Source organism: Brachybacterium sp. AOP42-C2-15, assembly GCF_052377065.1.
In the GTDB taxonomy this organism is placed as follows: domain Bacteria; phylum Actinomycetota; class Actinomycetes; order Actinomycetales; family Dermabacteraceae; genus Brachybacterium.
This window is the reverse complement of the sequence record NZ_JBQSWK010000015.1, coordinates 91,085-105,702: the sequence shown is the minus strand read 5'-3', so window position 1 is coordinate 105,702 and position 14,618 is coordinate 91,085. Positions and strand designations below refer to the sequence as shown.

The window sequence follows — 14,618 nt, the reverse complement described above, 5'->3', positions numbered from 1 at the left end:
TGACGTGCATGGACGCGGCCGATCGAGGGCGAGGTTCCGATGCGGTCACGAGTGCGCGACGCCGCGGGCGCCTGGCTCCGCACCCTGGACTGCGCTGCTCATGCCGTACCGTGCCCGGACATGGAAATAGCCCCTGACATGCGATCAAGTCGCAGGTCAGAGGCTATTTCAGCTGGCGGAGGATGGGGGATTTGAACCCCCGAGGGCGTTAACCCAACACGCGTTCCAGGCGTGCGCCATAGGCCGCTAGGCGAATCCTCCAGCGCTCTATAAGAGCAGTGGATAGCGTACCTGACACCCCAGGGTGGTGCGAACCGGACCGACGCAGGTCACATTCGGGGCCTGGGCGAACGGGCAGCGGCGCGCGCTCGCGCACCGGCGATGCCCGGGCGCGACCGCGTCTCAGGCAGGCGCGCCTCCGCCACGCTCCGATGGTTCAGCGATCTCGAGCCGGAACCAGCGCCTCCTCCCTGCGCGCAGGACCCAAGAGGACGAGAGAGTCAGGAGCTCCTCCGGATCTGAGAAGCGGCGCCCCTCCAGCTCGACCCCGCCACCGGCCAGGAGGCGCCGTGCCTCGCTGCGGGAGAGCTCGGGGCGCGCCGTCGTCACCAGGTCGAGTGCGGTCATCGTCGTGCGGCTCAGCGCGAGCGGGGCCATCTCGCGGGGCTGCTCCCGTGCGGAGAAGACACGGAGGAACTCCTCACGGCTGCGACTCGCCGCGGGGGCGCCATCGTGCCGGGCGACGATCGCCTCGGCCAGATCGAGCTTCGCATCCCGGGCCGCAGCGCCTCCGGAACCCGCCCGTCGGCCGAGCTCCTCCACCCGCTCGAAGGGAAGGTCGGAGTAGACGCGGGCCCAGGTGCCCACCAGCTCGTCCTGCAGCGTCATCAGCCGACCGAACTTCTCCTCCGGCGCGGCGCACAGGCCCACGTAGTTGTTCAGCGACTTCGACTGCTTCGGCCCGCCGTCGAGGCCCGGCGTGACGGTGCTGGTGATGATCGTCTGCGGTGCCTGCCCGTGCTTGACCTGCAGCTCGCGTCCCATCGACTCGTTGAACAGCTGGTCGGTGCCCACGATCGTCAGGTCGGATTCCAAGGCGACGGAATCGAAGCCCTGCAGCACCGGGTAGATCAGCTCATGCATCGCGATCTCTGTTCCGGCGGTGATCCGTGAGCGGAACATGTCGCGGGAGATCAGGTGGGCGTGCGTGATCAGGCTGAGCTCGGACAGCAGCCCGGCGACCCCCATCTCGTCGAACCATTCGGAGTTCCGACGGATCTGCAGCAGCTCGGGCTCGGAACGCAGCACCCGGGTCACCTGATCGAGGAACGAGGTGGCGTTGTCGAGGAGCTGCTGCTCGGTGAGCACTGGGCGTGAGGCACTGCGGCCGGTCGGATCGCCGATGCGGCTGGTGGTGTCCCCGAGCAGGAAGATCACGGTGTGGCCATGGTCCTGGAGGGTGCGCATCATCCACAGGTTCACCGCGTGGCCGAGGTGGAGGTCCGGGGCGGTGAGGTCGACGCCGAACTTGACGCGCAGGGGCCGCCCCTCGCGCAGCCGAGTCAGCAGGTCCTCGCGGCCGATGATCTGGTCCGTGGTGCGCTCCAGCTCGGCGAGGATCTCCTCGGGGGAGCTGTGCGGCGGGGTCGGGGCGATGGTCATGGAGAGGTCCTTCCGGAAGGGCGAGGAACCTCGTGCGAACCCCTCGCCGTGGCGACGAAAAAAGGCGAGGACCGTGTGGTCCTCGCCTGGGGCTCTGAGTCGAGCGGTGCTATCTCACCTCGCCTGCCTCACGGCATCGGCGCGCGCACGACAGCGCGGCTCGTCCCAGAGCCGTGCGGATAGTCGATGCGCAGGTGCATGCCGGAAGGGTAGCGCATGCCTGGTGCCTGGTGCCTGGTGCCTGGTGCCTGGTGTCCGGCAGCGTCGAAGGCGCCGACGACGCGGACGACGCGGACGACGCGGACGATGCGGCCGATGCCGAGGAGACGGAGGAGCGACCGCCGATTCTGCGCTGAGGACCTATGTGGCCGCAGCGGATAGGTCGTCAGCGCACAATGGGCGGTCACCGACCGTGCGGGAGCGGGTACGGGTGCGGGTGCGGGTGCGGGAGCGGGAGCGGGGCCGGTGACAGTGAAGGTGAAGGTGAAGGTGACGGTGACGGCGACGGTGAAGGCGGGACACGTCGGTGCAGCGCCGGGCCGGGACCGGTCGAGGCGCGGAGGGTCAGCACCGGGTCGACGACGCTCGATGTGTCGTGCTCCCGGCCCGCGATCCGCTCGCGCAGCATCTGGGCGGCGAGGCGGCCCATCTCCTGCCGGGGCTGATTGACGCTGGTCAGATGGGGGCGCACGGTGAGCGCGACCGCGGAGGAGTCGTAGCCGACCACGCTGAGCTGCGCAGGGACCTCGATGTGGCGGTCGGCCGCGAGATGCAGCACGGTGACCGCAGCGATGTCGTTGGCCGCGAAGACGGCGGTGGGGGCGTCGGAGTCGCCACGGCGCACTGCCCGCAGCAGCTGTTCGATGCCGGCGTCGGCCGCGGCCGGATCGGGACCGATCACCTGCGCGCTCTCACGCAGACCCAGGCGCTCCGCCTCCGCCAGGAAGCCCGCCCGCCGCATCGCCGGCCCCGGCCGGGTGGACAGGGTGACATGGGCCAGCTGCCGATGCCCCTGCTCGACCAGATGGCGCACGGCCAGTGCCGCTCCAGCCTGGTCGTGGTTGAGCACCGAGTCGGTGCCGGTGACCGCATCCTGCATCCGCCCGATCACCACCACCGGCACCCGCTGTCCGGCCTGCTCGAGCGCCTGCGGGCTCAGCCAGGTGGTCACCGCGACGATCCCGTCCACCTCGAGCTCCAGCAGCCGCTGCAGCTGCCGTTCCAGATGGGCGCCGTCCCGCCGGCCGTGAGCGATCACCACCCCGAGCCCGAGGCTCTCCGCCTCGGCCTCGATCCCCGCGATGACGTCCGTGTGATACGGATTCCCGAGGTCCGTGGGCAGCACCCCGATCAGACCGGTGCCCCGTGACCGGCGCCGATAGCCGAGCTGCCGCGCCGCGGCCAGCACCCGCCCCCGGGTCGCCGGCGCGACCCCGTCACGATCATTGAGCGCCATCGACGCCGAGGCCGACGACACCCCCGCTGCGCGAGCGACGTCCGCCAACGTGATCCGGAGGGCGGTCCTGTCGGCGGGGGAGCTCATGAGACCGGTCTACACGACTCTTTTCGGGTTCTGACCGGCAGGACTGAAGAGTTTCAGGTCCAGAGACGAAGACGTGCCGGGAGGTTCACCCGGAGTTCATGAACCCACCGGACTCTCTTCCTAGCGTTGCTCATGCGGCGTCGGGATCCCGGCCTCGCGCCGTTCCCCTCATGATCGGAGAGACGTGAGCATTGCGCCTCGTTCCTCGCAGCCGGACCTCACCGGCATGCACCTCCCGCCGGAAGGGGGCCCCGTGCCTTCGGCGCCGGACCTGTCGGCACCGGACCTGTCGGCACCGGCCCTGCCTGCAGCGGCCCTGCCCGCCCCGCGGGCGCTGCTGCTGGACTTCGGCGGGGTGGTCATCTCCACCTCCTCGCGCGTGACCTGGGCTCGGGAGCTCGCCGAGATCGTGGTGGAGCGGGCGCGCGCCGTCGGCGCCGACCTCGAGCTCGCCGAGGTCGAGGAGTCCCTGCGCACCGGCCGCACCGCCCTGTCGCTGTGGAAGAACGCGGCCAGCCGTCGGCTCTCCCCGCGCGAGCTCGGCCCGCGCGAGATCGTCGAGGACTTCCTGCTCGCGGACCTGCCCGCGACGGTGCGCAGCGCCCTGGCCCTGGACGCCCGCGAGCTGCTCGCCGCGATGGCGCCCCTGGTCGCGGACCACCACCAGCGCCCCGGCATCACCGAGCTGCTCGCCGAATGCGCCGCTCGTGGGATCCGCCTCGGGATCGTCTCCAACGCCCACTCGGGCCGGGCACATCGCGCGATCCTCGAGCACCTCGGTCTGGCTGAGACCTTCGGCGTCCAGATCTACTCCGACGAGGTCGGGATCCGCAAACCGCATCCCGACATGATCCGTCTGGCCACCGAGGCGCTGGACGTCGACCCGCAGGAGGCCTGGTATGTCGGCGACACCCTGGACCGCGACGTCGTGGCCGGGCGCCGCGCCGGCGTCGGCGCCGTGGTGATCACCCGCGACCGCCGCACCGACCACCCGCCCTTCCGCGTCACCGACACTCCCGACCTGGTGCTCGAGACCCCGGAGGGACTGCTGGCACCGCTGCGGGCAGCGCTCGAGGCGTCGGCCGCCCGCGCAGCTGCTGCCGACCCCGCGGGCGCCACCGTCAGCGGCACCCTGACCCCCGACGGTGCCGTGGGTGACGTCGCCGCCGCCGACGGGACCGCGCTGCCCGGTGAGAACGACCCCGCGCCGTCGGCCGTCGCCGCCCGGCGCCCCGCGCTGCTGCTGGACCACGGCGGGGTGATCACCCTGTCCACTCCGAACCCGCAGCGGTTCGCGGCGGTCGCCGCCCAGATCGTGGCGCTGTCCGAGCGGATCGGCAGCCCGATCGACCGAGCCACCGCCGAGCGCGCCGCCGCCGAGGGCTGGGAGCGACACCGTGCCCGCAAGCGCGCCCGCGACGCCGCCGCCGATCAGGCCCCTCGGCACGAAGAGATCGATCCGGCCATGCTCTGGGGCGATCTCGTCGGCGCAGGGCTGCCCGCCCCGCTGCGTGCCGCCCTGCGGCTCGAGGCCCCGCAGCTCTCCCTCACCCTGCACCGCTTCAAGAATCTCCCGGCGCCGCGCCCCGGCGCGCTCGAGCTGATCCGGTGGTGCCATCAGCAGGGGATCGTCGTCGGCATCGTCTCCAACACCATCTCCGGCGAGGGCGTGCGCGAGATCCTCGCCCGCTACGGGCTCACCGCGATGATCGGCCCCTCCGCCTACTCGGACGAGGTGGGCGTGCGCAAGCCCGGCCGCGCGATCTTCGAGGCCGCCCTCGCGGGACTCGCCACCGACCGGTCGCAGGTCATCTACGTCGGGGACAAGGCCCTGAACGACGGCCGCGGCGGGCGCGAGGCCGGCATCGGCACCGTCTGCCTGCTGCGCGGCGGCAAGGACTCCGACGCCGACCTCGACGCGGCCCTCACCAGCGGCGACGCCGACCACGTGCTCGACTCCCCGGCCCAGGTCATCGACCTGCTCGCCGCGCAGCTGGCCGTCGGCCCCTGACCTTCCTGACCCGTCCGCCACCGCCCCGAGACCCGGCCCCGACCCCCGTCGGCGCCCTGACCGGACCCCGACCGCGTCGGGTCCGCCTCACCGCAGTGCCTTCTCCCGCAGTGCCGCCTCACCCCGCCCGCCTGCCTTTCCTCGTCCAAGGAGCATCGCCATGTCCACCCAGATCCCCTCACCTCCCGCCACGGACCAGCGCCGCGGCACCCTGCGCGGCGTCGTCGACGGCGTGCGCCGCGCGGAGCTGACCACCTCCCAGAAGCTGATGGTCTTCGTGCTCTCGATGTCCCTGTTCGGACTCTCGAACATCATCCTGGAGATCGTCCCGGACCCCTCGATCGGCCCCGTCGACATCTCGGTCTCGAACATGATCTTCGTGCCGCTCGCGATGGCCGCCCTGCTCTCCCCGTTCTGGGCCGCGCTCGGCGCCCCGCTGGGCGAGATCGTGTTCACCGATCTGCTGATGGGTGACTTCTCCGGCCTCGCCGAGATCGAGGGCTACCTGCAGATGTTCCTCGCGATCTACATCGGCGGTTCCCTGGTGCGGAACCCCCGCAACCGGCTCCAGATCGCGATCGGCGCGGTCGCCATCATCCTCATCGACAAGATCCTCTCCGCCGTGGTCGACCTCGGCAAGGTGTGGGTCGGCGTCGAGGACGCCGAGTACGTCGAGGGCCTGCCCGAGTCGGTCCTGACCCTGGAGATCCTGGGCCTGGGCGTCGACGTCATCATGAGCGGCATCCTGCTCGGCGCGATCCCCGCGATGTGGCTGATCCCCGCCCTGCACGGCAAGATCGAGCCCCTGATGGGCATGCGTCCGCGCGTCCCCGGGGAGCCGATCCCGGGTGATGCACCGAAGACCCCGATGTTCGTCGGCTTCGTGCTGCTGCTCGCGATCGCCTCCTTCGGCTTCGCCTTCCTCGAGGCCTTCGACATCAGCGCCGGTGCCTGGGAGCCGGACTTCCTGGACCAGTTCGGAAAATGGTTCCTGCTGATCGCCGTCGCCGCGATCGCCGTGGTGATGCTCGTGGCGATCCTCCTGTTCCGCCTCTCCCGCTCCACTCCCGACGCGGGGCGTGAGGCCGAGGAGGTCGTCGCGGCGGACGCCACCGACGCCGGGACCTCCGGGCGCTGAGGCGCCGAACGCCCGCTGGCCCCCACGAGCAGGAGCATCATGCAGACCGTTCCCCCGACCACTGCCCACCCGATCGCGGCGGATCCGATCGTCGCGGCACCGTCGGATCCCGTGATCGTCGTGAAGGACCTGTCCTTCCGCTATCCCGGGACCGACCGCGACACGCTGCGCAATGTCGATCTCACGATCGAGCGCGGCGACTTCGTGGCGGTGGTCGGGGGCAACGGCTCTGCCAAGACCACGCTGTGCAAGACCTTCAACGGTCTGGTGCCGCACTACTGGAACGGCGATTACGCCGGCTCCGTGCACGTGGGCGGTGTGGACACCTGGGAGTCGAGCGTCGCGGAGCTGTCCAGCCGCGTCGGCTACGTCTACCAGGACTTCCAGAACCAGCTGGTGCGGCCGACGGTGCGCGACGAGATCGCCTTCGGGCCCCTGAACTTCGGGCACGAGGACTATCGCGAGCGCACCGAGGAGGCCCTCGAGCAGCTGGGCATCACTCACCTGCGGGACAGCTTCGTCTGGCAGCTCTCCGGCGGGCAGGCCCACCTGGTCGCGCTGGCCGCGGTGCTCGCCATGCGCCCCGAGGTGATCGTGGTCGACGAGCCCGTCGCCGAGCTCGATCCGGCGCGTGCCCGCGAGATCTATCTGCGGCTGCGCGAGCTCAACGAGCGCCACGGCATCACCGTGGTCGCGATCGAGCACCATGCCGAGTTCATCGCCGAGTTCGCCCGCTCGGTGGTGCTGATGGCCGACGGCGCCCCGGTGTGGCACCTGCCCGTGCAGGAGGCCATGGACCGCCACCGCGACCTCGAGGCCCACGGCATCCCCGCCCCTGACGCGGTCGCCCTGACCGCCGCAGTCGGCGCGGAGCGGGTGGCGCTGGATGTGCCCTCGGCCGTCGCGATGCTGCGCCTGCAGGTGGGGGAGCGGCCGACGGGGGCGGGAGACGAGATCGCCGACCCGACTGCGCTCGTCGCGACTGCGGCTCGCACCGAGCCCGTCGCCACCCTGACCGGCATCCACCACGGCTATCGCACCGTCGGAGGGGAGCTCGCCCCGGTGCTGGTGGATCTGAACCTCGAGCTGCACGTGGGGGAGCGGGTCGCGCTGGTGGGCACCAACGGCGCCGGCAAGACCACCCTCATGAAGCTGCTGACCGGCCTGATCGTGCCCCGCGAAGGCACCGTCACCGTGGACGGCATCGACACCCGCTCCCGCTCCGCCGCCCGGCTCTCCGAGCACGTCGCCTACCTCTACCAGCACCCGCAGCAGATGTTCCTCAAGGACACCGTGCGGGCCGACGTCGCCCTCTTCCCCGTCGGGAGGAAGGTGCCGGGAGCCCAGCAGCGGGTCGACGAGGTGATCGACCGGGTGGGCCTCGTCGAGCTCGCCGAACGCGACGGCCGCACCCTCTCCGGCGGTCAGCAGCGCCGCGCCACGATCGCCATCGGTCTGGCCATGCGGCCCACGATGCTGCTGCTGGACGAGCCCACCTCGAGCCTCGACGTCCGCTCCCGCCACGACGTCACCGGAATGCTCGAGTCCCTCGCCGAGACCGTGCGCTGCGCCGTGGTCGCCACCCACGACATGGAGCTGGTCGCCTCCTGGGCCAGCCGCGTCATCGTGCTGGACCAGGGCCGGGTGCTCGCCGACGTCACCCCGCGCGAGCTGTTCTCCCGCCCCGAGCTCACCGCCCAGGCCCGCCTGGTCCCGCCGCAGGCCGCCCGGATCGCGCACGAGCTGGGCCTGGACCCGCTGCCGCTGACCGCCGCGGAGCTGCGGACATGGCTGCCCGACCCGTCCGTGCTCGGCACGTCGGCTGCGTCTGCGCTGTCGGCTGCGCCCGCGTCGTCCGCCGTGCCCGCGTTGTCGGCTGTGCCCGCCCCGTCGGCTGCGCCCGCCCTGTCGACCGCCCCCACTGCCGCCCTCGATCCCCTGCAGGAGTCCTGATGGCCCGCAAGACCCATGACGTGCTCAGCATCGACTGGGTGCGCCTGGAGCTGCTGCGCACCGCCTACTCCACCCGCGGCGGACTCTTCTCCCGCATGGACCCGCGCATGGTCATCGCCTGGTATCTGGTGATGGCGTTCGCCCCCTGGTTCACCCACAACCTCACCGTGCTGATCGGCTTCTTCGTGCTCGGGATCGTCTCGGTGATCCTCGCCCGGGTGGGTCCGCTGGTGCTGGGCCTGTTCGTGATCGGCCTCGGCGCGGACATCATCGCCCTGTTCGTCGCCGCCTTCCTGTTCGGCGGCGACCTCACGACGCTGGTCGCGCTCGCCGAGCTGAATCTGAAGCTCGGCGCCGTCTCGATGGCGTCCATGGCCGCCTTCGTCTCCCTGGACCCGGAGAAGCTCTCCGATGCCCTGCTGGCCCTGCGCGCCCCCGAGCTGCTCGCCTTCGGCGTGAGCTACGGCTACCGCATGCTGCCGATCCTGGTGGACGAGTATGTGACCGTCTTCGAAGGGCAGCGGCTGCGCAACGCCCCACCCGCGACCCGCGGGTTCCTCGGCTGGCGGGTGGTCTGGCAATGGTGCGTGATGGCGGTGACGGCGTTCTACCCGATCATGCTCAACACCGCCAAGAACGTGCGCACCACTGTCGAGGCCCTCGAGACCCGCGGCTTCACCTACGGCGCGAGCAACCCCGCCGGCCGCACCCTGCGCCTCGCCTACCTGCGCGTCACCGCGCTGGACGTCGCGGTGCTGGCCGCGACGGCCCTGACCGTGATCGGCGTGTACTGGCTGGGCGTGCAGCTGCCGCTGTACCGGTGACGGGCCAGTGCGGACGTGGCCCTGGCCTCGCGACCCGAGCCCGTACCCGGGTCGGCCCTGCCCGTGCCCTGCCCTGCCCTACCCCGCCCTGCCCTGCCCTGCCCCGCGGACCCTTCCCCAGCAGACGTCGATTGTGCTCGGAGGACCTATGGGCGTGCTCCAGATGAGTCCTCAGCGCACATCGGATGACGGGGAGCGGCGAGGGGGCGGCGTGATCGGGCGACGCAGTGCGGCGCCCGCGTCCCCTTGCCATGCGCTCTCGGGCGGGGCGGGAGCACCGGCGGCGAGGAAGGTGCGCCGCAGCGCGCTGAGGAAGCGGCCGGGCTCGCGGATGTCCGCGGCGGTCAATCGCCGCAGGGTCCAGCCGGCCGACTCCAGCGAGTCCCGCCGTGCGTGCTCCTCTCTCCACGCGCCTTTGCTGCGGTGGATGTCGCCGTCGTACTCGATGCCGATGAGGTGTGAGGCGTAGGCGTTGTCGATCCGCCGGAGGGTCCCCTTGTCCGGGTCCTGGACGCGGAGATTCGGCGTGGGTTCGGGGAACCCGGCGCGGGTCACCAGCAGGCGGGTCCGCGTCTCCCCGGGGGACTCGACCCCTTCGCGTGCATCCGCGAGTGCTCGCATCACCCTGCGGTATCCGGGCCGTCCTCGGTAGGGCTCGAGAGCACGGCCGACGGCTTCGCAGGTGGTCCCCGGGAGGGAGCTGTTCGGTCCCAGGAAGTGATCGATCGCGATGACCACCTCATCGTGCTCGAGGAGGAGCGCCAGCTCGAGCAGCAGCTCCGGGGGTGAGGAGAGGATCAGCCCGCGCCACCTTCTGGTGGCACCGGGGGCCATGCGGTGCACCGTCACGTGCCGCCCCGCCTTCGGCTGCGACCCGGGTGGGACACGGCAGTGCAGGTGAGGCAGCGTCAGCGTCAACGCCGGGTGGCCTGGTCCGAGGCGGTCGGGCTCGGTCAGCGGGGGAGCCTTCGGGTCATGCCGGGGCGCGAACAGGCTCAACCGCCGTCGGCCGCTGCGCGGGTCGCGAAGGTGGAGGAGGAGTCCCACCCCGTCATCGACATCGAGGGGGACCGGCACTCCGTACAGGACGGCAGCAGTGGTGTGGCTGAGGACGGCGCCGGGGATCACGGTCCTCTGCAGCGCGGAGACGATGTCGTCGAACCACGCAGGGAACGCCCGGGGAGTGAGCAGACCGGGCAGGGGGCGGACGAACTGCGTGCCGGCCAGACGCTTGCTGGAGACGCCCATGTCTCGCCAGCGGCTGCGGGAGAGCAGAGCGCCCGCGGGGAGGGGGATCGCACGCATGCCGAGACCGTAGGCGTCACGCGACAGGCATCCCGATGGGGGCTGCGCCCTGTGGAGACCGCAGCACTGTGGAGGAACGGTGCGGGTGCGGGTGGCCGCGCCTGGCCGGTGGTGGTGGCGGCGCCCGGTCGGTGGCGGCGCCCGGCGGCTGGCCGCGTCTGGCGGATGGCGGCACCCGCTCCGGCTCTCACATCCGTACCCGCACCCGCACCCGCGCGGCGCCGGGTGCCGGGTGCGACGAAAGTGCGCTGTGGTTCTATGCGAGTGCTTCGCATAGGTCCACAGCGCACAATCGCCGGCGGGCCGGGGCCGGCGGGCCGGGGCTGGCGGGCCGGGGCCGGCGGGCCGGGGCGGCCCGCCCGGCTCAGTCGTCGGTCTCGGGGTGGCGCCTGAGATTGATGATGGCGGCGACGAGGCCGCCCCAGACGGTGACGATCGCGATGATCATCATGACGATGGAGGCGAAGGACATGATCACTCCTGTGTGGTGGGAAGGACGGTCTGAGCAGAGCGGCGGATGAGCGGACGGGGGCGGTGCAGGTCCGGCCGGATCTCGGCCGGCCGTTCTCCGCGCCGCCCCGAGGTCACGGCGCGCTGCGCAGCTCGTGCGGGGTCGCGGCCTCGGGATCCGTGACCAGGCCCTTGCCGGCCACAACCTCCGGGGCGATCGGATCGCCGTCGGAGTCCGTCTTGTAGAGGTTGGAGTTCTTCGACCACGGGATCAGCGACAGCCCGATCGCGATGACCACCAAGGCGATCGCCATCAGCCAGCCGAAGACCAGGTTGAACCAGCCGGGGTACTCGCTGTACGTGGTCTCGGAGGTGACCAGGGTGATCGTGCTGAGGATCAGCGAGACGCCGAGCACGAGCGGCGCGATCACCGCCACGCAGAGCATCCAGATCCTCCCGATCGGGAAGGTGCCGCGCTGGTTGAGGTGGTCGCGCAGGGTGGGCAGGCCCCGCACCACGTAGGAGACGACGATCGTGGACACGGCGGCGGCCGCGACGATGCCGTACTCATTGGCCCACTTGTCCATGACGTCCAGCAGGGGGAGCCCCATGGTGGTGGAGAACAGCACGATGGAGACCACGGCCATCGGGACGCTGACCGCGAGGGTCGCCGGCACGCGCGCCATGCCGAACTTGTCCTGGATCGCAGCGATGACCACCTCGACGATGGAGATCAGCGAGGTGAAGCCGGCCAGCACCAGGGAGCCGAAGAACAGCACTCCGATGATGGCGCCCGCCGGGGCCTCGCTGATGATGGTCGGGAAGGCGATGAACGCCAGGCCCACCCCGGAGGTGACGACCTCGTCGATGGCGACGCCCTGTGCCTGGGCCATGAAGCCCAGCGCGGAGAACACGCCGATGCCGGCGAGGATCTCGAAGCCCGAGTTCGCGAAACCGACCACCAGGCCGGAGCCGGTGAGGTCGGTCTTCTTCTTGAGGTACGAGGCGTAGGTGAGCATGATGCCGAACGCCACCGAGAGCGAGAAGAAGATCTGGCCGTAGGCCGCGATCCACACGCCGGGGTCCGTCAGCGCGGCCCAGTTGGGCTGGAAGAAGGCGTCCAGGCCGTCGATCGCGCCGGGCAGGAACAGCGAGCGCACCACCAGGATGATGAACATGACGACCAGCAGCGGGATGAAGATGACAGAGGCGGCGGCGATGCCCTTGTGCACGCCGAGGGCCATCACCACGATCACCGCGAGCCAGACCACGATCATCGAGATCAGCACCGGCGGTACGAAGTCGAAGCTGACGGTGGCATCGGCCCCGCCGAGAGCCTGGGTGTACTCGCCGAAGAACGCACCGGCGTCATCGCCCCAGCGCTGGTCGAAGGAGAAGATCGTGTAGTTCGTGGCCCAGGCCAGGATCAGCGCGTAGTAGAGAGCGATGATCAGGGCGATCAGCACCTGCCACCAGCCGATGAATTCGGTCCAGCGCCTGAAGCGGCGCCAGGCGGCCGGCGCCGAGCCGCGCCAGCGGTGCCCGAGCGCGTAGTCGAGGAACAGCAGCGGGATGCCGGCGGTCAGCAGCGCGACCAGATACGGCAGGATGAACGCGCCGCCGCCGTTCTCGTAGGCCACGGCCGGGAAGCGCCAGATGTTGCCCAGGCCGACGGCAGAGCCGATGGCGGCGAAGATGAACGCGGTCCGGCCTGAGAAGGCGCCGCGGTCGGCGCTCGGCGCGGTGGCGCCGGCGGATGGGGACGTTGCACTCATGGAGAGCCTCCGGGGAGCAGCGCCGCGGGGACGGCGCAGGAGAGGAGTCGACGACGATGACGACCCGGGGAAGGACCGCCGTGGGAACGGCGACCGGGAACTGCCGCTCGGGGCGGCAGGCGCTGCCGTCGAACGGCGGGGCGTCACCGGTGGGCGGTGGCGCTGGCCGTCGGGGGACGACGGTTCGTCGCCGCAGGGGCGACGGGGGCGGCCGCCGAGAGGCGACCACGGATCGCAGGGTGAGCGGTCCGCACAGGAGGCGCGGCTGCGGGATCGCCGCAGGGCGCTGTCCAGATCGTACCGTTCTCGGAGAAGCGCGGGTGATGACGCTCCTGTCGCTCGGGGCGGCGGGCCGGCATGTTCGCGGAATCCTCTCGCGGATGCTCGCCCCTGAAGGTGGCCGTGTGACTTACCGTGTCCCGCATGACGACCGAGTCGACAGCGCGTCCCGGCGCCCAGCACACCGAGGTCTCCACGGCCTACCTCCGCCAGCTCGACGAGGAGCGGGAGGTGGCGATGCGGACCTCCACCCACCCCGGCTCCACCTTCGACGGGGCCTCCCCAGCCCTGCACGACCAGCTCGAGGCGCAGGTGGAGGCCGACGCGGAGGAGATGGTCGCGCTGATGCTCGACCTCGCCGAGCATCCCGAGGTCGCCTTCGAGGAGCACCGTTCCGCCCGCGCCATCGCCGACGTCCTCGCCGCGCACGGGATCGACGCCCAGGCGGGCGTGCACGGGCTGGACACCGCGATCCGGGCCGAGATCTCCGGTGCCGGTGCCGGTGCCGGTGCCGGTGCCGGTTCCGAGGACGACGATGCGCCGACGCTCGCGATCCTCTCCGAGTACGACGCGCTGCCCGGCGTCGGCCACGGCTGCGGCCACAACGTCATCGCCGTGATGGGGCTGGGCGCGTTCCTGGCGCTCGCAGCGCTCGCAAAGGCGGACCCGTCGGCCGTGCCCGGACGGGTGGTGTTCCTGGGGACCCCCGCCGAGGAGGGCCACACCGGCAAGGAGTACATGGCCCGCGAGGGTGCCTTCGAGGGGCTGGACGCCGTGGTGATGGCCCATCCGTACGGCTATGACCTGGCCGATCAGACCTGGCTGGGTCGCAGGACCCTCACCGTCGAGTACCACGGGCATACCGCCCACGCCTCTGCCCAGCCGTTCATGGGCCGCAACGCGCTGGACGCCGCGAGCCTGATGTACCAGGGCATCGGGCTGATGCGCCAGCAGACCCCGCCGACGGACCGCATCCACGCCGTGATCCGCGAGGGCGGCGAGCGGGCGAGCGTCGTGCCCGACCGCGCTCGGCTCGACCTGTATGTGCGCTCGCAGCGTCCGGAGACGCTCAAGGACCTCTCCCGCCGGGTGGAGGACGTGGCCCGCGGTGCCGCACTGATGGCCGGGGTCGGGGTGAGCGTCCAGTGGGACGAGCATCCGCCGTCGCTGCCCGTGCGCACCAACGAGGCACTCACCGGGCGCTGGGTCCAGGCGCAGCGCCAGCGCGGCCGGGACCCGCTGCCGCACGGCGTGGTCTCGCCCTCCCTCGCAGCGTCCACCGACTTCGGCAACGTCAGCTATCGCGTGCCCGGCATCCACCCGGTGATCCGGATCGCTCCGCCGGAGGTCGCCCTCCACACCCGGGAGTTCGCGGCCTGGGCCGTCTCCGAGGACGCGCGCACCGCCGCGGCCGACGGCGCCTACGGCCTCGCCGCCACCGTGCTCGATGTGCTGCACGATCCGGCCCTGGCCGCTGCCGTCGCCGAGGAGTTCGAGGCGGCGGGCGGAGCGATCGACGTCCCCGGCTTCTTCGACTGACCGCACGCCCCTGAATGGCCGCAGTTCTTTCACTGGCCGCAGCACTTCGAACGACCGCAGTTCTTCCACAGACCGCAGTCCGCCGCGCTGGGCACGAACCGACCCACCGGCAGCCGCCACTCACCCGACCCGACTGGAG

Annotated in this window: 10 protein-coding genes and 1 tRNA gene; 5 read left to right on the top strand and 6 right to left on the bottom strand. The window is 71.4% G+C overall.

The window, feature by feature from the left end:
* Positions 1-173: 173 nt before the first annotated feature.
* The 3 genes from ACT3SQ_RS10405 to ACT3SQ_RS10395 all read right to left on the bottom strand — a co-directional run bounded on the left by ACT3SQ_RS10405 (position 174) and on the right by ACT3SQ_RS10395 (position 3,205).
* Positions 174-261 (bottom strand) — tRNA-Ser (locus ACT3SQ_RS10405).
* 141 nt (positions 262-402) lie between these two features.
* Positions 403-1,662, bottom strand: coding sequence for a tyrosine--tRNA ligase (tyrS, locus tag ACT3SQ_RS10400; protein ID WP_441445771.1), 1,260 nt, complete (start codon positions 1,660-1,662; stop codon positions 403-405).
* Positions 1,663-2,065: 403 nt separating this feature from the next.
* The gene (locus ACT3SQ_RS10395; RefSeq protein ID WP_444502594.1) at positions 2,066-3,205 is read right to left on the bottom strand and encodes a LacI family DNA-binding transcriptional regulator; all 1,140 of its coding nucleotides are present in this window, start codon (positions 3,203-3,205) and stop codon (positions 2,066-2,068) included.
* A gap of 253 nt (positions 3,206-3,458) precedes the next feature.
* On the opposite strand from ACT3SQ_RS10395, the gene ACT3SQ_RS10390 reads away from it, so the two are divergent.
* From ACT3SQ_RS10390 to ACT3SQ_RS10375, 4 genes are all read left to right on the top strand, one after another.
* Entirely contained in the window at positions 3,459-5,216 is a 1,758-nt protein-coding gene (locus tag ACT3SQ_RS10390; RefSeq protein ID WP_442331966.1) for an HAD family hydrolase, read from the top strand.
* A gap of 160 nt (positions 5,217-5,376) precedes the next feature.
* Positions 5,377-6,354 carry a cell division protein FtsQ gene (locus ACT3SQ_RS10385; protein WP_441445774.1) on the top strand — a complete coding sequence of 326 codons (978 nt, stop codon included), beginning with the start codon at positions 5,377-5,379 and terminating at the stop codon, positions 6,352-6,354.
* Positions 6,355-6,393: 39 nt separating this feature from the next.
* Entirely contained in the window at positions 6,394-8,307 is a 1,914-nt protein-coding gene (locus ACT3SQ_RS10380; RefSeq protein WP_441445775.1) for an ABC transporter ATP-binding protein, read from the top strand.
* Complete coding sequence (locus ACT3SQ_RS10375) at positions 8,307-9,131, top strand: energy-coupling factor transporter transmembrane component T family protein (protein ID WP_444601120.1); 825 nt, start codon at positions 8,307-8,309, stop codon at positions 9,129-9,131. Before ACT3SQ_RS10380 ends, ACT3SQ_RS10375 begins: the two co-directional genes overlap by 1 nt.
* A gap of 171 nt (positions 9,132-9,302) precedes the next feature.
* On the opposite strand, the gene ACT3SQ_RS10370 is transcribed toward ACT3SQ_RS10375, so the two are convergent.
* The 3 genes from ACT3SQ_RS10370 to ACT3SQ_RS10360 form a co-directional block, all read right to left on the bottom strand.
* The gene (locus tag ACT3SQ_RS10370) at positions 9,303-10,436 is read right to left on the bottom strand and encodes a hypothetical protein (protein WP_441445777.1); all 1,134 of its coding nucleotides are present in this window, start codon (positions 10,434-10,436) and stop codon (positions 9,303-9,305) included.
* A gap of 364 nt (positions 10,437-10,800) precedes the next feature.
* Positions 10,801-10,908 (bottom strand): methionine/alanine import family NSS transporter small subunit, encoded by a 108-nt coding sequence (locus ACT3SQ_RS10365; protein ID WP_441445778.1) that lies wholly within the window; start codon positions 10,906-10,908, stop codon positions 10,801-10,803.
* A gap of 112 nt (positions 10,909-11,020) precedes the next feature.
* Positions 11,021-12,661, bottom strand: coding sequence for a sodium-dependent transporter (locus ACT3SQ_RS10360; RefSeq protein ID WP_444601119.1), 1,641 nt, complete (start codon positions 12,659-12,661; stop codon positions 11,021-11,023).
* 423 nt (positions 12,662-13,084) lie between these two features.
* On the opposite strand from ACT3SQ_RS10360, the gene ACT3SQ_RS10355 reads away from it, so the two are divergent.
* Positions 13,085-14,479, top strand: coding sequence for a M20 family metallopeptidase (locus ACT3SQ_RS10355; protein WP_444601118.1), 1,395 nt, complete (start codon positions 13,085-13,087; stop codon positions 14,477-14,479).
* Positions 14,480-14,618 lie beyond the last annotated feature (139 nt).

Bases quoted from the DNA above. Each gene is read 5' to 3' on its own strand.
- ACT3SQ_RS10355 (WP_444601118.1), top strand. From the start codon at position 13,085: ATGACGACCGAGTCGACAGCGCGTCCCGGCGCCCAGCACACCGAGGTC.
- ACT3SQ_RS10365 (WP_441445778.1), bottom strand. From the start codon at position 10,908: ATGTCCTTCGCCTCCATCGTCATGATGATCATCGCGATCGTCACCGTC.
- ACT3SQ_RS10360 (WP_444601119.1), bottom strand. From the start codon at position 12,661: ATGAGTGCAACGTCCCCATCCGCCGGCGCCACCGCGCCGAGCGCCGAC.
- ACT3SQ_RS10370 (WP_441445777.1), bottom strand. From the start codon at position 10,436: ATGCGTGCGATCCCCCTCCCCGCGGGCGCTCTGCTCTCCCGCAGCCGC.
- ACT3SQ_RS10375 (WP_444601120.1), top strand. From the start codon at position 8,307: ATGGCCCGCAAGACCCATGACGTGCTCAGCATCGACTGGGTGCGCCTG.
- ACT3SQ_RS10385 (WP_441445774.1), top strand. From the start codon at position 5,377: ATGTCCACCCAGATCCCCTCACCTCCCGCCACGGACCAGCGCCGCGGC.
- tyrS (WP_441445771.1), bottom strand. From the start codon at position 1,662: ATGACCATCGCCCCGACCCCGCCGCACAGCTCCCCCGAGGAGATCCTC.
- ACT3SQ_RS10395 (WP_444502594.1), bottom strand. From the start codon at position 3,205: ATGAGCTCCCCCGCCGACAGGACCGCCCTCCGGATCACGTTGGCGGAC.
- ACT3SQ_RS10380 (WP_441445775.1), top strand. From the start codon at position 6,394: ATGCAGACCGTTCCCCCGACCACTGCCCACCCGATCGCGGCGGATCCG.